A 20,870-nucleotide genomic window follows, 5' to 3' on the forward strand; every position below is an offset into this window, starting at 1 on the left:
TCAGCCGCCGGCGCAGTGGGCACCCTCCCGGCATGGTGGAGCCCCCAGTCCGGTACCCAGGCCTGACCGACGACGTCCGACCCACCCCCGACCACGGTGAAGCGACCTACCGCGGCACGGGGCGACTGATCGACAAGAAAGCCGTCATCACCGGCGGCGACTCGGGCATCGGCCGGGCCGTCGCCCTCGCCTTCGCCCGTGAAGGCGCGGACGTGCTCATCTCCTACCTCGAAGCCGAGGAGAAGGACGCCCGCGACACCGCCCGGCTGATCGAGGACGCGGGCCGCACCGCCGTCACCGTGCCCGGCGACCTGGTGGAGGAGTCCCGGTGCTCGGACGTCGTGGCCCGCGCGGTCGAGGAGTTCGGCCGCGTCGACGTCCTGGTCAGCAACGCGGCCTACCAGATGGCGCAGGACGGCGGCCTGCTCGACATCACCACCGAGCAGTTCGACCGCGTCATGAAGACGAACGTGTACGCGATGTTCTGGCTGTGCAAGGCGGCCGTCCCGCACATGCCCGAGGGCTCCTCGATCATCACCACGTCGTCCATCCAGGGCTTCCAGCCCTCGTACCAGCTCCTCGACTACGCCACCACCAAGGCCGCGATCGTGAACTTCACCAAGGGCCTGGCGCAGAACCTGGTCGACCGGAAGATCCGGGTGAACTCGGTCGCGCCCGGTCCCGTGTGGACACCGCTCATCCCGGCCACCATGCCGCCGGAGAAGGTGGAGGACTTCGGCGAGCAGTCGCCGATGGGCCGCGCCGGGCAGCCCGCCGAGCTGGCGCCGCTCTACGTCTTCCTCGCCTCGTCCGATTCCAGCTACATCACCGGCGAGGTCATCGGCGTCACCGGCGGCTCCCCCATCACCTGAAACCGCTGGTCGACGGCCTGCGGAAAAATCTCGGAGAAAAGCCGGCCCGCGTGTCGATCCGCGTACCCCTCCGTTCGTCGCGTCAGTACGGGCCACGATGGACCGGCCACGACGAACCGACAGGGAGTACCGAGATGCGTTTCATGGTGATCGTGAAGGCCAACGAGGACAGCGAGGCCGGTGTCCAGCCGAGCGAGGAGATGCTCAAGCAGATGGGCGCCTTCAACGAGGAGCTGGTGAAGGCCGGCGTGATGCTCGCGGGCGAGGGCCTGCACCCCAGCTCCAAGGGCGCGCGCGTCCACTTCTCCGGTGACAAGCGGACGGTCGTCGACGGCCCGTTCACCGAGACCAAGGAGCTCATCGCGGGCTTCTGGCTGCTGGAGGTCAAGTCGCTGGAGGAGGCCGTCGAATGGGTGAAGCGGGTGCCGAACCCGACCGGCGAGGAGTCCCAGATCGAGATCCGGCAGGTCTTCACGGAGGACGACTTCGTGAACGCGTCGGAGGAGATGAAGGAGCGCGAGCGTCAGCTGCGCGCCGAGACCGAGGCCCGCGCCAACGGCTGAGGGCTCCGGGGGGAGCCGTTCCCGCTTGCCGACGCGCATCGGTAGCTGGTCTGATGCCAGACCGTGATGGCTACCGATGCGCGGCGTGCGGTCGAAGCGGTGTGGCGGATCGAGTCCGCCCGCCTGATCGCCGGGCTCGCGCGAATGGTGCGGGACGTCGGGCTGGCCGAGGAGCTGGCCCAGGACGCGATGGTCAGCGCGCTGGAGCAGTGGCCTGAGCACGGCATCCCGCGCAACCCCGGCGCGTGGCTGATGACCGCCGCGAAGAACCGGGCCGTCGACCTGATCCGCCGCAGGCAGAACTACCAGCGCAAGCTGGAGGAGATCGGCCGCGACACCGGGGGCGACCACGTGCCGGACGCCGCCGACCGGGTCGGTGAGATCGACGACGACCTGCTGCGGCTGGTGTTCACCGCGTGCCACCCGGTGCTGTCCACCGAGGCGCAGGTGGCGTTGACGCTGCGCATGCTGGGCGGGCTGACCACCGACGAGATCGCGCGCGCGTTCCTGGTTCCCGAGCCGACCGTGGCGCAGCGGATCGTGCGGGCGAAGAAGGCGCTGGCCAAGGCCGGTGTGCCGTTCGAGGTGCCGGCGGAGGACGAGCGGGACGCCCGGCTGTCGTCCGTGCTCGGCGTGATCTACCTGATCTTCAACGAGGGCTACTCGGCCACCGCGGGCGACGACTGGATGCGTCCGGCGCTGTGCGAGGACGCGCTCCGGCTGGCCCGCGTGCTGGCCGGCCTGATGCCGCGCGAACCCGAGGTGCACGGGCTGGTGGCGCTGCTGGAGATCCAGGCGTCCCGGGCGAAGGCCCGGGTCGGGCCGGGCGGCGAGCCCGTGCTGCTGCTGGAGCAGAACCGGGCGCGCTGGGACCAGCTGCTGATCCGCCGCGGCCTGGCGGCGTTGGCGAAGGCCGAGTCGTTGGGCGGCGCGGGCGGCCCTTACGCGGTGCAGGCGGCGATCGTCGCGTGCCACGCGCGTGCCCGCGTGCCGGAGGACACCGACTGGACCAAAATCGCCGGCCTGTACGAGGCGCTGTCGCTGGTCGCGCCGTCCCCGATCGTGGAGCTGAACCACGCGGTGGCGATCGGGATGGCGTTCGGGCCGGAGGTCGGGCTGGAACTGGTGGACGAGCTGGTGCGCGAGCCCGCGCTGAAGGGGTACCACCTGCTGCCGAGCGTGCGCGGCGACCTGCTGGCCAAGCTGGGTCGGCACGCCGAGGCGCGGGTGGAGTTCGAGCGGGCGGCCGGGCTCACCCGCAACGAACGGGAGCGCAAGCTGCTGCTCGACCGGGCCGCCGCCTGCTAGGAGCGCGCCGGGTCGAGCACGCGAGCGAGCTTGTCGAGGAGTTCGACGGTGCCCTGTTCGCGGTACTGGACCTTGTCGTGCCCGTCGAGGAACGCGCCGGACTCGGTGTAGACGAGCCGCGTGCCGTGGCCGGCGGGCTCGAACTCGACCGTCGCCACGGACACCGAGATGCGGGTGTCGTCCATGTGCATCTCGTAGGTCGTGACGATCCGCTCGTCCGGCACGATGTCCTGGTAGCGGGCCGCGTAGTGGAACTCCTTGCCGCCCGGCTGCCCGCCGCTGACCCGCTCCTCGCCGCCGACGCGGAAGTCCTGCTCCAGCGGCTTGCTCACCCACTCGTCCTGGCCGACGAACCAGCGCGCCTTCGCCTCGGGCGTCGACCAGGCCGCGAAGACCTTGGCGGGCGGTGCGTCGTAGGTGCGCTCCAACGTGAACGTCGCGTGTTCCACGGTCATGGCTGCTCCTTGAGGTAGTCGTCGAGCCGGTCGAGCCGGCGTTCCCAGGTCGTGCGGCGCTCGGTGATCCACTGCTCGGCCTGGCGCAGGGCCGTCGGCACGATGTGGCACGTCCGCACCCGTCCGACCTTCTCGCTCCGCACCAGGCCACTGGCCTCCAGCACCTGGAGGTGCTGCACCACGGCCGGGAGTGACATCTCCAACGGCTCGGCCAGCTCGCTGACCGACGCGGGGCCCAGGGTCAACCGCTCGACCATGGTCCGCCGACTCGGATCGGCGAGCGCGTGGAACATTTGGTTAAGCACCTTCTTAAGTATCCGCGCCCACGCCGGGTTGTCAACCGGGGCCGACAGGTCCGCCGCGACGCCGGACCGGGTCCTGCGGGTGAAAACCCGCTCGGCACGCGGACAGGGCGCGGGTACCGTCCGGGACCGGTCGACGGGTGATCAGGATCGGGGAGGTGGAGTCGGTGGCGCGCAAGACCCCGCAGGAGAAGAAGCGGCTGAGCTACGCCAAGGACTGCCGCAACGCGTACGGGGAGAACGACAAGAGCTCGCGCAAGAACATCCCGCGCAGCAGGCAGCGCGCGCACCGGGCCGACCGGCGGCGTGCCGACCAGGCCCTGCGCGCGGCGGTGGGCCCGGCGGACGAGGTGCGCGCCGACGGCGCCGAGCAGGCCGTCCGGACGCTGCGGCCCGCGTGGTTCCGGAAGTGCCCCGACGCGCCGCTGGGCGAGGTCGTGGAGAGCCGGTTGCGGCGGCGTGCGGCGTGCGGCATGGGCCAGGAAGCGCGGTCCGAGGCCCGTCTGGGGCGGCTGCACCGGCACCGGCGCCCGCTCCGCGCCTGACCGGAGGCGCACCCCGACGGGCAGCCGCTCGACCGGTGCGCACCCGGATCTGGGAAGGTGGATCACGGGGGGCACCGCATGAGCGACCGCGCGATCGAACTGTCACGCCACGGGGACTTCGTCCGCTTCTGGACCGCCGGCACGGTGTCCCTCGCGGGCACCCACGTCACCACGCTGGCGCTGCAGACCGTGGCCATCCTGACGCTGGGAGCGTCACTCACCGAAACGGGCGTGCTCGCGGCGTCCCGCTGGCTGCCCTACCTCTTGTTCGGCCTGGTCGCGGGGGTCGTGGTGGACCGCCGCCGCAGGCTGCCGATGCTCATCGGCACGGACCTCGCCCGCGCCGTCGTGCTCGCGCTGATCCCGCTGACGGCCTTCACCGGCACCCTGACCCTGCCGCTGCTGTTCGCCCTGGTGGCGGTCTTCGGGACGTTGTCCCTCTTCCACGACGCGGCGCACCAGTCGTTCCTGCCCCTGCTCGTGCCCACCGCACGGCTCACCGAGGCCAACGCCCGGCTGGAGCAGTCCGGAGCGGTCGCACAGGGCTTGGGCCCGCTCGTCGGCGGCGCACTGGTCAAGCTGATCGGCGGGCCGCTCGCGATCCTGGTCGACGCCGTCTCCTACCTCGTCTCCGGCCTGGTGCTGGCCACCGTCCGCACGCGCGAACAGCTGCCCGAGGCGCCGAAGCGGGACCTGCGCGCCGAGATGCGGGAAGGGCTCCGGTGGGTCTACGGCCACGAGGTGTTGCGGCCACTCGCCCTCGCCTCGCACACCTGGTTCTTGTTCACCGCGATGGTCACACCCGTCTTCTCCTTCCTGATGCTCAACGAACTCGGCTTCGACGCGCTCGACCTGGGCATCACGTACGCCATCGGCGGGGTCGGCGGAGTGCTCGGCGCGTCGGTGTCCAGCCACGCGGGACGGCGGTTCGGCGTCGGCCCGGTGATCGTGGCCGCCCGCTGGCTGACCCCGGTGGCCTACGCGCTGGTCCCGTTCGCCACGGCGAGCGCCACCGGGTTCACCCTGCTGTGCGCGGCGCAGTTCCTGTTCTGGCTGTCGGCCACCTTGGACGGCGCGGTGGAGATGGGCTACCGGCAGACCATCACGCCGGCCCGGCTCCTGGGCCGGACGAGCGCCACCATGCGGTCGGTCAACCGGGCCTCGCTCATGGCCGGCGCGCTGGCGGGCGGCGTCCTCGCCGAGTGGCTCGGCATCGGGACCGCGCTGTGGATCGCGGTGGTCGGCCTGGTCGGGCAGGCCGTCGGCATGACGTTCTCCGCCGTCCGCCACGCCCGTCTCTGACCTCGGCCCGCGACCCCTGGCAGGACGCGCTCCCTAGCAGGACGTCGCGGCCGGCAGCTTCCCCGCCACGTACGCACCGGGCGGCACGCCCATCGTGGCGCGGAACTCCGAGGTCAGGTGGGCCTGGTCGTAGTAGCCGAGCTCGGCGGCCAGCCGCGCCCACTCGCCGCGCCTGCCCCGCGCCACCACCCGCCGCACCCGGTCCACCCGGGCGAACTGCTTGGGCGACAACCCGACCGCCCTGGTGAACAACGTCCGCAGGTGCCGCTCGCTGACGTCCAGCGCCCGCGCCGTGTCCGCGACGCCGTGCGTCCGCAGCAGCCGCGCCGCCGCGTGCACCAGGTCCGACCGCGCCGGATCGGCCGACGCGAGCCGGCCCAGCAGCACGGACGTCAGCTCGACCTCGTCGGCCACCGACCGGCCCCACACCTCGCTCAGCGGCACGACCCGGCCGGCCAGCGCGTCCACCGGCACGTCCAGCACGGCCTGCGCCCGCCCCGGCGTCAGCCGCACGACGGTCCGCTCCGCCGACCGCCACCGGTAGTACCGGGCGCGGTCCTGTGGCCCGACGACCACCGCGCCCTTGCTCTCCGTGCACATCACCAACGTGGTGGCCGTGTCCGGTTCGAGGACGTACGTGTCCCCCTCGAACGACTGGCTGCCGATCGCGCTGACCCAGGGCCGCAGACGCTGTTCCACGTCCACGACAACCGCCGAAACTTCCAAGACCTTCCCGACCCGGCGAACCAGACTCGTCGCATGTTCCTGATCACGGGTGCCACCGGCACCGTCGGCCGCGAAGTAGTCCGCCTCCTCACCGACCGCGAGGTCCGTTTCCGCGCCATGTCGCGCACGCCCACCGGCGACCAGGTCCACGGCGACCACACCGATCCGGCGTCCCTGGACCGGGCCGTCGAGGGCGTGGACGCAGTGTTCCTGCTCGGTCCGGGCACCCCGGACGTGGCCGCCTACGACCTGGCCGTGCTCGACGCCGCGAAGCGCGCGGGCGTGGGCAAGGTGGTGAAGCTGTCCGCCATCCCGGTCGGCCCGGTCGCCGAGTGGCACCGCCCCGGCGAGGAGGCGACCCGCGCGTTCGCGTCGTGGACGTTGTTGCGGCCCACCGTGTTCGCGTCGAACTCGCTCCAGTGGGCACCGCTGATCGAGGCCGGCGAACCGGTCCCGAACCCGATGGGGCGGATCAAGCTCGGCGTCGTCGACCCGCGAGACCTGGCCGAGGTCGCGGTGGAGGCCCTGCTCGGCGACCACCACGGCCGGTCGTACACGCTCACCGGACCGGAGCTGCTCGGCATCCCCGACCAAGCGGCCGTGCTGTCGGAAGTCCTGGGTCGCACCTTGTCCACAGTGGACGTTCCACTGGAGACGCTGCCCGAGGCGTACGCGGAGGGCCTGCGCGCGATCCGCGCCGAGGACGTGTCGGTCCTGTCACCCGACATCGCGGACGTGCTGGGCCGACCGGCGCGCACGTACGCCACCTGGGCCCGCGAGCGCTACCCGCGGCCCTGACCCGGCTAACCGGAGGCACCCAGGTGCGTGACCGCCTCACGGGCGATGTCGGTCCGCGACCGGACTCCCAGCTTGGCCAACACGTGTGACACGTGCGTGGCCACCGTGCGGCCCGAGAGGAACAGCCGTTCTCCGATCTGCCGGTTCGACAACCCGGTCACCACGAACTCGGTGACCTTCAGCTCCATCGGGGTGAGGCTCTCCCACCCGTGCGTGGCCCGCCGGTGCTTGGCGTGCGGGCCACGCCGGATGCCGCGCTCCCGCAACCGGGCCAGCAACCGGGTCGTGTCCCACTCGGCGCCCAGCTCCGCGTGCACGTCCACCGCGTGGCTCATCGCCGCCCGAGCCGAAGACCGGTCACCCGACGCCGCGAACAGCTCCGCCGCACCCGACAAAGCCTTGGCCCGGAACAACATCCGCCCCGCGACCCGGTACTCCTCGGCCGCGTGCAGCAGCCCCACCGGGTCCGCCGACACCACTGCCGCGCAGTACGCCGCGGACGCACGCCGGTGCGGCACGTCCAGCTCCGCCGCCAGCACCTCCGCGTGCGCGACCGCGGCGGACGCGTCCTCACCCAGCTCCACCGCCAGCCGCACGAAGTCCGGCAACAGGTCTTCCGCCGACTCCCACCCGGTCAGCACCGACCACGCCTCGCGCACCCGGCCGGCCTGCTCCAGCGACAGGCTCACCGCCAGCGCCAACGGCCCGATCACGTGCCCGTCCAGGCCCGTGCCCGCCGCCTCCAGGTGCCGCCGCGCACCCTCCGCGTCGCCCCGGTGCAGGTGGATCAGCGCCGCGACCCCGTGGTCGCACCGGGACACCATCGGGTGCTTGAGGTCGTCGGCCAGCAGGTCGACGTCGACCAGCGCCTCGTCCCACCGGCCCGCGTCCAGCAACAGCTGCCCCAGCGCGCTCTGCGCCTGCGCGAGCCGCACGAGGTTGCCGACGTGGTCGGCGGCGGCGCAGACCACCTGGGCCGACGCGATGGCCTCCGCGCCCCGGTCCAGCTCCCCCAGCGTCACGGCCTGGTTGACCTGGAGCAGCAACCGCAGGTCGGACGCCGCCGGCTCGCCCATGGCCACCGCCAGCGCCCGGTCGAACAGCGGCAGCGCGTCGGCCATCCGACCGCGGACCATCGCCACGATCGTGCGGACGTGCAGCGCCCAGCTCGTGGCCCACCGGTCGCCGTCGACCAGCGCGGCCAGCGCGAGCCGTTCGGCGGCGTCGAGGTCACCGATGTCCCAGTGCGCGCGGGCGGCCAGCACGAGCAGCCGCGCCCGGTCCGACGAAGTCAGCTCGGGTGCCGCGAGCGCGCGCTCCACCTCCACCAACGTCTCCGCCGAACGCCCCGTCATGCTGCGGCACTGCGCCAACGTCCAGTGCAGGTCGACGAGCGTCCCGTGCTCCAGTCCGGCCAACGCCACGGCCTCGGCGCCGTGGTGGTCACCCAGCCGGAACCGCGCCTCGGCCAGGTGCGCCAGCAGCACCCCGCGCCGCGACCCGACGTTCGGCGCCGCGATCACCCGGCCGAACAGGTCCACGGCGGCCTCGGGCGCGTGCGCGACGAGCACCGAGCCGTGCGCGACCAGCCACTGCGCCACCCAGTCCGGCACCCGGTCGTCGGCGGCGAGCAGCTGCCGCGTCACCCGGTCGACACCCGCGCCGGTGTCGACCAGCGAACGGGCCGCCTCGACGTGCCACGCGCCGCGCGCCGCTTCGGGCACCTCGTCGTACAAAGCCGTGCGCACCAACGGATGCCGGAACGACAGGCCGGCCGTGCCGTCCACCAGCACGCCCGCCAGGGTCGCCTCCTGCAACGCGGGCAGCAGTTCGACCACCCGCATCCCCAGCACCGCGGCCAGGTCCGCGACCGGGAACTCCACGCCGAGCAACGCGGCGGCCACGAGCACCCGCCGCACCTCCGCGCCGAGGAACCCGATCCGGTCCGCGATCGCGGCCGACAACGACGGCGGCACACCGGAGTCGGTCAACCGCGCGACGCCGTCCGCGCCCACCTCGACCGCACCGCCGCGCAACAGCGCCTCGACCAGTTCCACCAGGTAGAGGGGGTTGCCACCGGCGTCCTCGGCCAGCCGGGCCAGCGCCTCGTCGGGTGTGCCGCCGGCCAGTCCACCGGTCAGCTCGACCACGGCCGCCCGCCCGAGGCGCGGCACCGATAATCGGGCCACGCCCTTGCGCAGCGCGGCCAGGTCGTCCCGGCGCGGCAGCGGTCGCAGCACGCCGATCAGCAGCAGCGGCAGTTGCGGCACGAGCCCCGCCAGTCGCCGCCACACCGCGACGCTGGCCTCGTCCGCCCACTGGAGGTCGTCCAGCACCAGCACCACCGGTCCGGTCGCGCACAGGTCGTCCACCCGCGCCAGCAGGCGTTCGGCGGTGACCGCGGCGCTCTCGGACCGGCCCGCGGCCAGCGCGTCGAGCAACGGGAGCAGCGGAAGGGGTCGACCCAGCTCGTCGCCCGCGCCCCGGCACACCCGGAAGCCGCGGGCCGCCGCCGCGTCGCACGCCGCGCGGACCAGCGCCGTCTTGCCGATGCCCGGCTCACCCTCCACGAGCAGCGCGGTGCCCCGCCCCAGGGACAGGTCGTCCACCAACCCCAGCAGGCGGCCGGTCTCCCGCTCGCGTCCCGCGAGGTGCAGTGTGACGGCGCTCACACTTTGAGAATACGACGCTAAGAGCAGGTTAACAAGATGTTAACTGACGGCGAATTAACCTGATCGTCGCACAGTTCTCCGTTTGTTCACACCGATTCCGCCCCGGTCACCTTCGAGGCAATGCCACGGTAATCGCCGGAATTCCCGACACCGCCCACCTGGAGAACGCATGCGAAACGCGCGAGTGCTCGTCGCCGCCCTGCTGGTCGCCGTCTTCACCACCGCAGCACAGGTGTCCACCAGCCCGTTCGGCGGAATGCCGTACAACTGAGCGGCACTATTCCACGCGGGTTGTGCGAATAACGCGCAATAGGGGACGCCCGGACAACGGCGTCCGGCGCCCCACCGCACCGACACCGCCATTCGCACCCTCCTTCCGGGCCGCTCCCGCCGCTAGGCTGCGAAACCGTGGCACCGGCCCCGACCCGAGGCGCCGCACGCGTGGTGCGCTGCGGTGTGGTCGGGCTGGCCACCGGCCTGCTGGCCGTCCTGGCGCACGCGAGCGGCGGCGGCCACGTCCCGTCCCTCCCGCACGTGCTGGTGTTCGCGCTGGCCATCGCGTGGACGTGCGTGCCGCTGACCGACCGGCAGCTCGGGCTGACCGAACTGCTCGGCCTGGTCGGCGTGGTGCAGGTGGCCGCGCACGTGTTCCTGGGCGTGCTGTCGTCGCACCCGCGTGACGTGCCGCCGGCGCCGTCCATGGCGCTGACCCACCTCGCGGCCACGGCCATCGTCGTCGCGGCCCTGGCGGGCTTCGAACAGGCCGTGTTCCGCCTGGCCGCCGTCCTCGCGTCCGTCCTGCCGCGCAGGCTCAGCCCACCGCCGGCGATAGCGCCGCTGCGCATCCCGATCGCCGCCCACGCGCCGCAGCCGCTGTCGGAGGTCCTGCGCCGCCGGACGCTGCCCCGCCGCGGCCCGCCCCACTCCTAGGTAGCCACATCCCCCACCACCGTCCCGAGTCAGGGGACCGGTGGCGTCTCCCCATACCTAGGAGTTCTCGCCATGACCGATTCCTGGCGCGGCCTCGTGCTGCGCTTCCACTTCTACGCGGGCGTGCTCGTCGGCCCGTTCGTGCTGATCGCCACCCTGACCGGAGTCCTCTACGCCGCGACGCCCCAGCTGGAGTCGTGGCTCTACGCCGACCAGCTGCGCGTGCCCCTGTCCACGTCGTCGGTGCCGTTGGCCGACCAGGTCGAGGCCGCCGTCGCGACGCGGCCCGACGACGAGGTGGTGGCCGTCCGCCCGGCACCGGAGCCCGGTGCGACGACCCGGGTCCTGTTCGCGAGCGACGGTGACGCCCGGCCGACGGTGTTCGTGGACCCGGCCGACGGCACCGTGGTCGGTGACCTGATGACCTACGGCACCACCGGCGTCCTGCCGTTGCGCACCACGATCGACGAGATCCACCGCAACCTCCTGCTCGGTGAACCCGGCCGGCTCTACAGCGAGCTGGCCGCGTCCTGGCTGTGGGCGGTCGCGCTGGGCGGCGTGTTCCTGTGGTTCAGCCGCCGGCGCACCCAGCGGACCAAGCCGACGACCCGGCGGCACGCCCGGCTCGGCCTGTGGGTGCTGGTCGGCGCGCTGGTCCTGTCCGCGACCGGGTTGACCTGGTCGACCTACGCCGGCGAGAACGTCGCGGACCTGCGCAAGGCTTTGGGCTGGACCACGCCTTCACTCGGTGCGGGCGACCACGCCGGGCACGGCGGCACGACGTCGTCGGTCTCACCGTCCGATGTGGACGCCGTGCTGGCGACCGCGCGGGCGGCGGGCATCGACGCGGGCAACGTGGAGATCGTCCTGCCCGCGTCCGCCCACGCGCCGTGGACGGTGACCGAGGTCGAACGCGGGTGGCCGTCGCAGGTCGACGCGGTGGCCGTCTCGGGCGGCGCGGTCGTGGACCAGGTGCGGTTCGCCGACTACCCCCTCGCGGCGAAGCTCAGCCGGTGGGGCATCGACGCGCACATGGGCGTCCTGTTCGGCTGGCCGAACCAACTGCTGCTGCTGGCCTTCGGGCTCGGCCTGGTGGCGCTGGTGGTCCTCGGCTACCGGATGTGGTGGCTGCGCCGCCCGACCACCGGTTTCGGCCGGCCGGTGCCGCGCGGCCAGTGGCGGAAGGTGCCGCGCGGTCAGCTGGTCGTGGTGCTGATCGTCGCGGCGGGCGTCGGCTGGTTCGTGCCGCTGCTCGGCCTGAGCCTGGTGGCGTTCCTGCTGGTGGACGTGCTGGTGAGCCGACGGCGCGCGAAGGTCGCGGAGCCGGTTTAACCGCGTGACGGTCGAGCCGGGTGCGGGTTGGCCTTGACCACGCGCTGTGGTCGACACCCGTTACCGCTCCCGGCTCGGCCGCTCGCCCGCCTCGTGGTGGGCCGGGCGCTGCCCGCCGACACCGTGCCGATCTACCCGCTGCACGCTTTGCGGATCTGGTCGATCGTCGGGGCGGGCGCCTGGTCTCGTGCTGCGGGGCGTCGCGCCAGTGCCGGCGCTGTCCCTAGTCCGTCAGTGACTGGACGTCGTCGTACGTCGGGATGCCCGGCGGGACCGGAACGCCGTCGCGCACGGCCAGGGCGGTCCGGACGACTTCGCCGAGCGCGGCGCGGAACAGCAGTGAGCCGGTGCTGACGCGGCGGACGCCCAGCTCCTTCAACTTCCGGACGTCCAGCTGTGCCAACAGGTTCAGGGGCACGGGGACGGCCGCGACGACGTCGGAGATGTCGCGTTCGTCGGCGAGACCGGGCACGAAGACCCCGTCGGCGCCCGCGTCCACGTAGCGCAGGGCCCGGTCGACGGTGGTGTGCCGGTCGACGCCCAGCCAGTGCGTGTCGACGCGGGCGTTGACGAACAGGCCGGGTGCGGCGTCCTTGAACGCCCGCACGATCGCCGCCTGCTCGGCGGGATCGGCGAGGCCCGCGCCGCGCCCGTCCTCGACGTTCACCCCGGCCACCCCCAGCTCCCACAGCTCGGCCGCCAACGACCGCACGTCCCCGCCGAACCCGGCCTCGACGTCCACCGTGACCGGAACGGGCAGCCGCACCAGCGTCCGGGCCAGCGCCACCGTCTCCTCCCGCGCCGCGCCGGTCGCGTCCAGGATGCCGTGCGCCGCCGCGACGCCCAGGCTGGTCGTGCCGACGGCCGCGAACCCGGCCCGCACCAACGCCGCCGCCGACGCGAAGTCCCACGCGTTCGGCAGCACCAGGAAGTCGTCGTGCAACCGGTGGAACGCCCGCGCACCCTCGACCAACGCCCGCGCGTGCGCCTGCCCCGGGCACTCATGCCGCCCGGCGCCGAACCACGCGTCGGTCAGGTCCACTTCGACCACCGACCCGTCCGGCGCGACCCGCCGCGTCACCGGCACCGGCGGTTCCGTCCCGGCGATCAACGCCCGCGTCGCGTCGCACGCCTGCACCAGCAACCCGATCCGGTTGGCCGTCTCCTCGTCCCACACCCCGCCGCACGCGGCCACCAGCCGGGCCACCGCCTCGTCGGCCTCAGCCGTCACGTCGACGTGCGGCTGGTAGCACCGGGCCACCACCGCCACGTCACCGGCGACCGACCGGGGCAACCCCAGCGCCTCGGCCAGCACCGCCACCGGCATCCCCTGCCGCCGCAACGACCGGGGATCCACAGTGGACAGGGTCCGCTCCACGAACGCGCGCCGCCGCTCGCGGTCCGCGCCCTCGCTGAACCGCACCACCCCGGCCCGCAGCCAGGCCACGCCCGACCTGGCCGCGGGCACCGGCGTCACTGCGTACGACTCGTCAAGCAGCACCTCGGAAGTCATGCGGCCAACGTAAGGCCGGATCACTTCGGCGCACGCCGAACCGTCGTCGGCGCACAATGGGTGCATGGCAGCCGACGAACTGGCGGACCTCGCCGCGTTGCTGGCCGACCGCAGCCGGGCCCGGTTCCTGCTCGCGCTCATGGACGGCAAGGCGTGGACGTCCGGCGAACTGGCCGACGCCGCCGGTGTCGCGCCGTCCACGGCCAGCGAGCACCTGACCCGGCTCGTGCACGGTGGTCTGCTGGTCGAACGCCGCCAAGGCCGCCACCGCTACGTCCAGCTCGCCGGCCCGAAGCAGGCGCGGCTGCTCGAAGAACTCCTCGGCTACCTCGGGCCGACCGCACCGGCCGGACCGACGCTCCGCGCGTCCGCCGCCGACCAGGCCCTCAGGCGCGGCCGGACGTGCTACGACCACCTCGCCGGACGGCTGGGCGTGGCCATCACCGACGCCATGACGGCCCGCGGCCTGCTCACCGACGAGCTCGCGATCACCGACGACGGCCTGGCGTGGCTCGGGGACGAGCTCGCGTTCACCCCGCCCGGCAGCCGCCGCCCGATCGCCAGGGCGTGCCTGGACTGGACCGAGCGCCGCTCCCACCTCGCGGGCACGGCCGGCGCGCACGTCTGCGCGTGCCTCCACGAACGGGACTGGGTGCGCCGGATCGGCACGGGCCGCGCCGTCCGCCTCACCCCGACCGGTGCGACGGCCCTGCACGACCTGCTCGGCGTGCTACCGCCCTAGCCGAGCGCCGTCCGCCCGCTGGTCCAGCCACTTCAGAATCGCCTGGTTCGTCTCGTCCGGCATTTCCTGCTGGATCCAGTGACCGCAGTCCAGGCTGGTGATTTCCACGTTGGGCACGAACTCCGTCAGTCGTTCAGCCCTCAGGACCGCGTCGCGGTCGCCGTAGATCATGAGCGCGGGCTGCCGGACGACCGGGTCCACGTCGGCCAGCAGACGCCAGTTGCGGTCGAGGTTCCGGTACCAGTTGATGCTGCTCGTGAAACCGGTCGACTCGAAGGCGGAGACGAAGACGGCCAGTTCGCCGTCGCTCATGACGGGCTCGCCGAGGGGTGTCCCCGCCCTGGCGAGATCGATCATCGCCATGCCCGGCTGAGGCGGTTTCGGGGGCTCGTTCTTCCGGAACAGGTTGCGCAGGAACTGTGCCGCGTGCTCGTCGAGCACGGCGTCTGCGACGCCCGGCTGCCGGTTGAAGTGGACGAAGTAGAAGTCGGGGCCGAGCACGGCCTCCATGGACTCGATCCAGGGCGTCTCTCCGCGCTCCTGGTAGGGCAGGCTCAGTGCTACCACGCCGTTCACCCGGCTCGGGTGCAGCAGGGTCAGGCCCCAGACGACGAACGCGCCCCAGTCGTGGCCGACGAAGGTGGCGTCCTCGTAGCCGTAGTGGTCGAGGAGGGCGACGAGGTCACCCGACAGGTGCTCGATGTCGTAGTCGGCCACTCCGGTCGGACGGGACGAGTTCCCGTAGCCCCGCTGGTTCGGGACGATGACGTGGTAGCCCGCCGCGGCCAGGGCAGGCACCTGGTGGCGCCAGGAGAAGGCGTGCTCCGGCCAGCCGTGGCAGAGCACGATCGGCTTTCCCGCGTTCTCCCGGCCCGCTTCGAAGACCTCGAGCTCCACACCGTTGACGGAGACGAGGGTGGGTTCGGGGAAGTCGGTCGGATCGGACATTGCATTTCCTCTCGGTCGTCGGGGACGTCAGCGCCGGCGCGGCCGATGGCCGTTCCGGTCGTGTCGCCATCGTGCCGAGCGAAACAGGCCACCCCATGACCGGTTTTCTGTGGGATTGTCGGCGGTGTGCGAGCCGACCGGCTGATGGCCATCCTCCTGCTGCTGCAACAGCGCGAGCAGCTGACGGCGGCGGAGGTCGCCCGGGAGCTGGAGGTGTCCGAGCGCACCGCCCGCCGCGACTTCGACGCCCTGTCCACGGCCGGGGTGCCGGTGTACTCCATCCAGGGCCGGGGCGGCGGCTGGCGGCTCGTGGGCGGCGCCCGCACCGACCTGTCCGGGTTGACCGCGGGTGAGGCCCGCGCCCTGTTCCTGGTCGCCGGCCCGGCCTCGACCGCGACGCCGGCCGTGAAAGCAGCGCTGCGCAAGCTCGTCCGCGCCCTGCCGGAGCCGTTCCGGTTGCAGGCCGAGGCCGCGGCGTCGTCGTTGGTCATGGACCCGCAGCGGTGGGGGTCGAGCCGGATCGAGCACCGGCCGCCGCCTCGCTTCCTCGACGACCTCCAGGACGCGGTGATCCGCCGAGTCCAGGTGCGGCTCGGCTACGTCGACGGCAACGGCGCCGAAACCGAGCGCACCGTCCACCCGCTGGGCATCGTCGCCAAGGGTCCGTCGTGGTACCTCGTCTGCAACACCGAGGCAGGCAGGCGGACTTTCCGGATCGACCGCGTGTCGTCCGCCGACCCGACCGGCGACCCCGTGCACCGACCCGACGACTTCGACCTCGCCGCGAGCTGGCGCGAGATCGCCGACGAGGTCGACCGCAGGCGGACGCCCCTCGAGATCCAGGCGATCTGCGCACCCGACGGGTTGGCCCGGCTCCGGATGGTGCTCCGCGACCGGCTGGAGGTCGGAGGGTCCACGACCGACGGCCGCATCGAGGTCGTGATCCGCGGCTACAACGAGTACGCGCTCGCCGGCGAGCTCGCCGGGCTGGTCGAATGGCTCGAGGTGACCGGCCCTGCGGGTGTGCGGGACTACCTGGCCTCGATCGGCACCGCACTCGTCGAGCGGTACGGCCGCGGCCTGCCCGTCGCCGACCTCCTGCCGAACAGGCCGTAGCCGCGCGTCGGCCGCTCTAGTCGCGCGTCAGCCACTTCGGCAGCCACGAGGCGTTCCCCGTCGGCATCACGTCCACCACGACGCAGGTGATGTTGTCCGGCCCGCCACCCGCGTTCGCCGCCTCGATCAACGCGCGCACGGTCTCGTCACCGTCGGCCGTGGCCGTCAGCAGCCGGGCGACGTCCGCGTCGGCCACGACGTCCGACAGGCCGTCCGAGCAGATCAGGTACCGGTCGCCCACCTCGACGTCCTGGAAGAACAGGTCCGGGTCGTGCGCGCTGCCCGCCTGGAGCGCGCGCATGAGCATGGACCGGCCGGGGTGCTCGGCGGCCTGCTCGGCGGCCATCCGACCGTCGTCCACCAGCGCCTGGACCATGGTGTGGTCCCGGGTGACCTGGGTCAGCGCGCCCTCGCGGACGACGTAGCAGCGCGAGTCGCCGATGTGCCCGACCGCGAACCGCTCGCCGTCCCACCACAGCGCGGTGAGCGTGGTGCCCATGCCGCGCATGTCGAAGTTCTCCTCGGCCAGGTCGGTCAGCCGGATGGCGATCTCCCGCGCCGCGCCGGACAGCTCGCCGAGGGGGTCGTCGGCGTCCACGTCGAGGTCGGCCAGCACCGCCACCGCGATCGAACTCGCCACTTCGCCGTACGCGTGACCGCCCATGCCGTCCGCTACGGCGAACAGGCGCTCGTTGACGTACACGGAGTCTTCGTTCGCTTCACGGCGCAGGCCGGGGTCGGTGCCGACGGCGTACCGGAGCGCATACATGCCGCACAGTGAATCACCCGCACGGGTGCCCGTGAGCAGGGCATGTCCAATCCGGTCACCTGGGACGGCCGTAGAACTCGCTCAAGAGCAGCATCGCCGCCCCCGCCGCGACCACGTCGTCACCGAGCGGCGTGATCGACACGTCCACCGGCAGCCACTCGTCCTTGGGCAGTCTGGCCCGCACGCCGTCGAGGTAGGCGGTGGGCTCGGCGAGCACCGCGCGACCGGCCAGGACCACGTGGTCGATGTCGAGCAGCTGCACCAGGTCGGCCACCGCCACGCCCACGATGGACGTGGCCTCGACCAGGTCGCCCTTGGCCGCGGCGAGGTTGTGCAGCGCCTCGATGCACCCGCTCCGGCCGCACACGCACGGCGGGCCGTCGAGCTGGATCGTGGTGTGGCCGTACTCGCCCGCGTTGGTCCGCACGCCCCGGTGCACGCGGCCGTCCAGCAGCATCCCGATGCCCAGGCCCGTGCCGACGAGCACGAGCACCGCGTCACGCAGCTCCTCGCCACGCCGCCACGCCTCGGCGACGACCGCCGTGTTGGTGTCCTTGTCGAGCACGACGGGCAGTCCGAGCCGCTTCTCGGCCATCGCCCGCAGCGGCACGTCGTGCCAAGCGCTCAGGCCGGTCGGGTAGTGCACGACCCCGGTGCGGTGGTCGAGCGGCCCGACGAACCCGATGCCGACGCCGAGCAGCCGTTCGCTGCGCAGGCCGTCCACCAGGCGGTTCAGCTCGGCCACGAACGTCGGCGGGTCGAAGTCGCACGGCAGCGGCGCGACCGCCCGGTCGAGCACGGTGCCCGCCAGGTCGGTGAGCACGACCCGCAGCTCGTCCCGCTCGACCTGGGCGCCGAGGGCGAGCCTGCTGTCCGCGACGAGCTTCAGCAGGGTGCGCGGCTTGCCGACGCCGACGTTCCGGGTGCCCGACTCGACCAGCAGGCCGTCGTCGATGAGCCGGTTCACCACCTTGGACACCGCCTGGGGCGTGAGCCCGCTGCGGTCGGCGAGCTCGACCCGCGTCACCGCGCCGGACCGCGCCAAGCCCAGCACTACCGCGTCGTTGTATCCCCGCAGGAAGCGCAAGTTGGGCACGCGCCCATCATCGCACCTAGCCTTTACTAAACGACGTTGCTTTAATCCCTCCATGCTTCTCCGCACCGGACTGCTCGGCTACGGCATCGCCGGCCGCGTGTTCCACGCACCCCTGATCGCCGCGACGCCGGGCCTGGAACTGACCGCCGTCGTCACCACCGACCCGGACCGGCGGGCGCAGGCGCAGGCCACGTACCCCGGGGTCGCCCTCCCGCACACCGCCGAGGAGCTGTTCGCCCTCGGCCTGGACCTGGTCGTGGTCGCCACGCCGAACCGCACGCACGTGCCGCTGGCGCTGTCGGCGATCGAGGCGGGCCTGCCGGTCGTGGTGGACAAGCCGTTCGCGCCCACGTCCGCCGACGCCCGCCGGGTGCTCCAGGCGGCGCGGTACCGGGGCGTGCCGGTGACGGTGTTCCAGAACCGGCGGTGGGACTCCGACTTCCGCACGATCCGGTCGCTGCTGGCCGACGGCGCGCTGGGCGACGTGACCCGGTTCGAATCCCGGTTCGAGCGCTGGGTGCCGGACGTCTGGGACAACTGGCGCGAGCTGGGCGCGCCCGAGGAGGCCGGCGGGCTGCTGTACGACCTGGGCGCGCACCTGGTCGACCAGGCGATCGAGCTGTTCGGGCCGGTGGCGGCGGTGTACGCGGAACTGGACCGGCGGCGGCCCGGCGTCGAGGTGGACGACGACGTGTTCGTGGCGTTGACGCACCGGGACGGCGTGCGCTCGCACCTGTGGGCCAGTGCCGCCGCCGCGCAGTGCGGGCCGCGGTTCCGGGTGCTCGGGTCGACCGGCGCGTACGTTGCGGACGGCCTTGACCGCCAGGAGGACGCGCTCGCCGCCGGCAAGCCGTTTGACGATTTGTCGACTTCCGGTCGGTTGGGGCTGCTGGACGACGCGGAGGAGGTCGTCGGCCTGCCCGGCGCCTACTCCGAGTTCTACCGGCTGCTGGTCGCCGCGCTCCGCGACGGTGGCCCGCTGCCGGTCGACCCCGAGTCGGCGGTCTTGGCGCTGGAAGTCATCGAGGCGGCGTTCACCTCCGCCCGTACCGGACAGGTGGTGTCGCTGTGAGCTTGCTGGAGACGTTGGCCGAGCAGGAGTCCCGGCTGGTGTTCACGTCGTTCGACAACGACGTGGCGCTGGCGCTGGGCGCGTTCCTGCTGTCGGCCGCCCGCGACCGGTCGTTGCCGGTGACGATCTCGGTGCGGCGCGGGCAGCAACGCCTGTTCCACGCGGCGCTGCCCGGCACGTCCGCGGACAACGACGAGTGGATCGACCGGAAGAGCCGGGTGGTGGACCGCTACGCCCGCAGCTCGTACCGGGTCGGCGAGAGCTTCCGCGCGGAGGGCAAGGCGTTCGAAGTGGACTCCCTGCTGGACCCCCGCCACTACGCCGCGCACGGCGGCGTGTTCCCCGTGATCGTCGCCGGCGTGGGGATGGTGGGCACCGTCGGGGTGTCCGGCCTGCCCCAGGCCGACGACCACGCGTTCGTGGTGGAGCAACTGGAGGCGTTCCTCGCCACCACGGCCTGACCCCGGGCACGCCGGCTGCCGCCCAGCCGGCGCGTCCATCCCCACCCGACGGGCGTCCTGCCCCCGGACGGCCGTCGGAAAGGCGGTGAGGGGCTTCCCACGACCACCCCCGGGAAGCCCTTCGCCGCCTTGGAACCGCTGCCGGGCGTCGCGCCCGCGGAGCGGTGGAGGGGCGGAAACGCCGAACGGGGAGGGCACCCGGTTCGAGTGCCCTCCCCGCCGTTTCACCGCGTCAGCAGAACACCTCGTTCAGCAGCTCGTCGAGGCCCTCGGTCTGCCCCGGGTCGGGGGCGGAGGTCAGGGACGCCGTCAGGCGGGTCTTCGTGTCCGGCGAGCTGAGCATCAGGCTGGAGTAGCCGGGGATGCCGCCGCCGTGGCCCCACACCGTCACACCGCACGGCAGTTCGGTGGCCTCGAAGCCCAGGCCGTACCCCTCGGTGCTCGGCTGCGCCGAGGTCAGCTCCGCCTGCTCGGCGGGACCGAGCAGGCGGCCGTCCAGCAGGGCGTCGACGAACCGGTCGAGGTCGTCCGTCGTGGAGATCATCTCGCCCGCCGCGTACGCGACCGACGGGTTGATCTCGGAGATGTCGACGACCTGCCCGTCCACCCGCACGTACCCGTGCGCGTGCGGACCGGGGATGGCGGCGCGGGTGCCGGGAACGGACGTCCCGCGCAGCCCCAGCGGACGCAGGACGCGCTGCGTCACCGCGACGTCGTACGGCCGTCCGGTGACCTTCTCGACCAGCATCCCGGCGACGACGTAGTTCGTGTTCGAGTAGTTCCAGCCGGTGCCGGGCGCGAAGTCCAGCGGCTTCGCGGTGGACAGCGCCACCAGCTCGGCGGGCGTCCACGTCTTGTAGCGGATGGCCTCGAACCCGGCCGGGTCCAGCGGCAGCGCGGCCGTGTAGTTGTACAGGCCGCTGGTGTGCTGGAGCAGGTGCCGCACGGTGATCTTGTCGCCGTCCGGCAGCAGCCCCGGCAGGTACCGCTGCACCGGCGCGTCGAGGTCGACCTCCCCCTCGCCGACCAGCTGGAGCACGACCGTCGACACGAACGTCTTGGTGATGCTGCCGACCCGGAACCGGCCGTCCGTCGGCACCGGCCGCGGCGAGTCGACCTTCGCCGTGCCCGCGCGGGCGGTGAACTGCTGCCGGCCGTCCGTGACCCGGAGCTGCACCCCCTGCGCGCCGGTGCGGGCCATGTCGTCCAACGCCCGCTGCACGGCCTGCCGGTCGATCCGGTGGTCGGCGGCGACCCCCGGTTCCGCCACCGCCGTGCCCCCGATGCCCACGGCCGCCAGACCCACCACGGCGGCCAGGGCGATTCCCCTCGTGCCCATCAACGTTGT

At 72.8% G+C, this 20,870-nt stretch carries 21 protein-coding genes; 12 read left to right on the plus strand and 9 right to left on the minus strand.

Translation table 11 applies throughout. From position 1 onward, the window contains the following. Positions 1 to 32: 32 nt before the first annotated feature. The 3 genes from OQ02_RS18280 to OQ02_RS18290 all read left to right on the plus strand — a co-directional run bounded on the left by OQ02_RS18280 (position 33) and on the right by OQ02_RS18290 (position 2,743). Positions 33 to 872: an SDR family oxidoreductase gene (locus OQ02_RS18280; RefSeq protein WP_051772489.1), complete on the plus strand. Its 840-nt coding sequence runs from the start codon at positions 33 to 35 to the stop codon at positions 870 to 872. A gap of 134 nt (positions 873 to 1,006) precedes the next feature. Continuing rightward, positions 1,007 to 1,435 carry a YciI family protein gene (locus OQ02_RS18285; protein ID WP_033439682.1) on the plus strand — a complete coding sequence of 143 codons (429 nt, stop codon included), beginning with the start codon at positions 1,007 to 1,009 and terminating at the stop codon, positions 1,433 to 1,435. Between the two features lie 66 nt (positions 1,436 to 1,501). After that, on the plus strand, positions 1,502 to 2,743 hold the full coding sequence (locus OQ02_RS18290; RefSeq protein ID WP_033439683.1) for an RNA polymerase sigma factor: 1,242 nt from the start codon (positions 1,502 to 1,504) through the stop codon (positions 2,741 to 2,743). Here OQ02_RS18290 and OQ02_RS18295 read toward each other — a convergent pair. After that, positions 2,740 to 3,198: an SRPBCC family protein gene (locus OQ02_RS18295; RefSeq protein WP_033439684.1), complete on the minus strand. Its 459-nt coding sequence runs from the start codon at positions 3,196 to 3,198 to the stop codon at positions 2,740 to 2,742. The two genes, OQ02_RS18290 and OQ02_RS18295, sit on opposite strands and share 4 nt — an antisense overlap. Next, entirely contained in the window at positions 3,195 to 3,491 is a 297-nt protein-coding gene (locus OQ02_RS18300; protein ID WP_156077122.1) for an ArsR/SmtB family transcription factor, read from the minus strand. The genes OQ02_RS18295 and OQ02_RS18300 overlap by 4 nt, the downstream gene beginning before the upstream one ends. Positions 3,492 to 3,667: 176 nt before the next feature. On the opposite strand from OQ02_RS18300, the gene OQ02_RS18305 reads away from it, so the two are divergent. Then, on the plus strand, positions 3,668 to 4,045 hold the full coding sequence (locus OQ02_RS18305; RefSeq protein WP_231500098.1) for a hypothetical protein: 378 nt from the start codon (positions 3,668 to 3,670) through the stop codon (positions 4,043 to 4,045). Positions 4,046 to 4,123: 78 nt separating this feature from the next. Beyond that, the gene (locus tag OQ02_RS18310; protein ID WP_051772490.1) at positions 4,124 to 5,347 is read left to right on the plus strand and encodes an MFS transporter; all 1,224 of its coding nucleotides are present in this window, start codon (positions 4,124 to 4,126) and stop codon (positions 5,345 to 5,347) included. Positions 5,348 to 5,380: 33 nt separating this feature from the next. Here the strand turns inward: OQ02_RS18310 and OQ02_RS18315 are convergent, their stop codons facing one another. Next, positions 5,381 to 6,046, minus strand: a complete 666-nt coding sequence (locus OQ02_RS18315) for a helix-turn-helix domain-containing protein (RefSeq protein ID WP_156077123.1) — start codon at positions 6,044 to 6,046, stop codon at positions 5,381 to 5,383. Between the two features lie 60 nt (positions 6,047 to 6,106). Between OQ02_RS18315 and OQ02_RS18320 the strand changes: the two genes are divergently transcribed. After that, complete coding sequence (locus tag OQ02_RS18320) at positions 6,107 to 6,871, plus strand: NAD(P)H-binding protein (protein WP_033439688.1); 765 nt, start codon at positions 6,107 to 6,109, stop codon at positions 6,869 to 6,871. Between the two features lie 5 nt (positions 6,872 to 6,876). On the opposite strand, the gene OQ02_RS46715 is transcribed toward OQ02_RS18320, so the two are convergent. Beyond that, positions 6,877 to 9,543 carry an ATP-binding protein gene (locus tag OQ02_RS46715; RefSeq protein WP_033439689.1) on the minus strand — a complete coding sequence of 889 codons (2,667 nt, stop codon included), beginning with the start codon at positions 9,541 to 9,543 and terminating at the stop codon, positions 6,877 to 6,879. A 408-nt stretch (positions 9,544 to 9,951) separates the two neighbouring features. On the opposite strand from OQ02_RS46715, the gene OQ02_RS18330 reads away from it, so the two are divergent. After that, positions 9,952 to 10,473: a hypothetical protein gene (locus tag OQ02_RS18330; RefSeq protein ID WP_156077124.1), complete on the plus strand. Its 522-nt coding sequence runs from the start codon at positions 9,952 to 9,954 to the stop codon at positions 10,471 to 10,473. 72 nt (positions 10,474 to 10,545) lie between these two features. Then, positions 10,546 to 11,805 carry a PepSY-associated TM helix domain-containing protein gene (locus OQ02_RS18335; RefSeq protein ID WP_033439691.1) on the plus strand — a complete coding sequence of 420 codons (1,260 nt, stop codon included), beginning with the start codon at positions 10,546 to 10,548 and terminating at the stop codon, positions 11,803 to 11,805. Positions 11,806 to 12,028: 223 nt separating this feature from the next. Here OQ02_RS18335 and OQ02_RS18340 read toward each other — a convergent pair whose 3' ends face one another. Next, positions 12,029 to 13,318, minus strand: a complete 1,290-nt coding sequence (locus OQ02_RS18340) for an isocitrate lyase/PEP mutase family protein (RefSeq protein WP_051772503.1) — start codon at positions 13,316 to 13,318, stop codon at positions 12,029 to 12,031. A gap of 64 nt (positions 13,319 to 13,382) precedes the next feature. Here OQ02_RS18340 and OQ02_RS18345 point away from each other — a divergent pair, with 64 nt between their 5' ends. Further along, entirely contained in the window at positions 13,383 to 14,060 is a 678-nt protein-coding gene (locus OQ02_RS18345; RefSeq protein WP_033439692.1) for a winged helix-turn-helix domain-containing protein, read from the plus strand. Here OQ02_RS18345 and OQ02_RS40175 read toward each other — a convergent pair. Continuing rightward, a complete protein-coding gene (locus tag OQ02_RS40175) occupies positions 14,049 to 15,008 on the minus strand; it encodes an alpha/beta fold hydrolase (RefSeq protein ID WP_156077125.1) in 960 nt (319 codons plus the stop codon). The genes OQ02_RS18345 and OQ02_RS40175 overlap by 12 nt on opposite strands. A 126-nt stretch (positions 15,009 to 15,134) precedes the next feature. Here OQ02_RS40175 and OQ02_RS18355 point away from each other — a divergent pair, with 126 nt between their 5' ends. Beyond that, on the plus strand, positions 15,135 to 16,124 hold the full coding sequence (locus OQ02_RS18355; protein ID WP_033439693.1) for a helix-turn-helix transcriptional regulator: 990 nt from the start codon (positions 15,135 to 15,137) through the stop codon (positions 16,122 to 16,124). Between the two features lie 16 nt (positions 16,125 to 16,140). On the opposite strand, the gene OQ02_RS18360 is transcribed toward OQ02_RS18355, so the two are convergent. Both OQ02_RS18360 and OQ02_RS18365 read right to left on the minus strand, forming a co-directional pair. Further along, positions 16,141 to 16,893 (minus strand): PP2C family protein-serine/threonine phosphatase, encoded by a 753-nt coding sequence (locus OQ02_RS18360; RefSeq protein WP_033439694.1) that lies wholly within the window; start codon positions 16,891 to 16,893, stop codon positions 16,141 to 16,143. 55 nt (positions 16,894 to 16,948) lie between these two features. After that, positions 16,949 to 17,989, minus strand: coding sequence for an ROK family transcriptional regulator (locus OQ02_RS18365; RefSeq protein WP_033439695.1), 1,041 nt, complete (start codon positions 17,987 to 17,989; stop codon positions 16,949 to 16,951). 52 nt (positions 17,990 to 18,041) lie between these two features. Between OQ02_RS18365 and OQ02_RS18370 the strand changes: the two genes are divergently transcribed. Further along, on the plus strand, positions 18,042 to 19,061 hold the full coding sequence (locus OQ02_RS18370) for a Gfo/Idh/MocA family protein (protein WP_033439696.1): 1,020 nt from the start codon (positions 18,042 to 18,044) through the stop codon (positions 19,059 to 19,061). Continuing rightward, complete coding sequence (locus tag OQ02_RS18375) at positions 19,058 to 19,522, plus strand: heme-degrading domain-containing protein (RefSeq protein ID WP_033439697.1); 465 nt, start codon at positions 19,058 to 19,060, stop codon at positions 19,520 to 19,522. Before OQ02_RS18370 ends, OQ02_RS18375 begins: the two co-directional genes overlap by 4 nt. 232 nt (positions 19,523 to 19,754) lie before the next feature. On the opposite strand, the gene OQ02_RS18380 is transcribed toward OQ02_RS18375, so the two are convergent. After that, the gene (locus OQ02_RS18380) at positions 19,755 to 20,861 is read right to left on the minus strand and encodes a serine hydrolase domain-containing protein (RefSeq protein WP_033439698.1); all 1,107 of its coding nucleotides are present in this window, start codon (positions 20,859 to 20,861) and stop codon (positions 19,755 to 19,757) included. Between the last annotated feature and the right edge of the window lie 9 nt (positions 20,862 to 20,870).

It is taken from the genome of Saccharothrix sp. NRRL B-16314 (genome assembly GCF_000716595.1).
GTDB lineage: Bacteria > Actinomycetota > Actinomycetes > Mycobacteriales > Pseudonocardiaceae > Actinosynnema.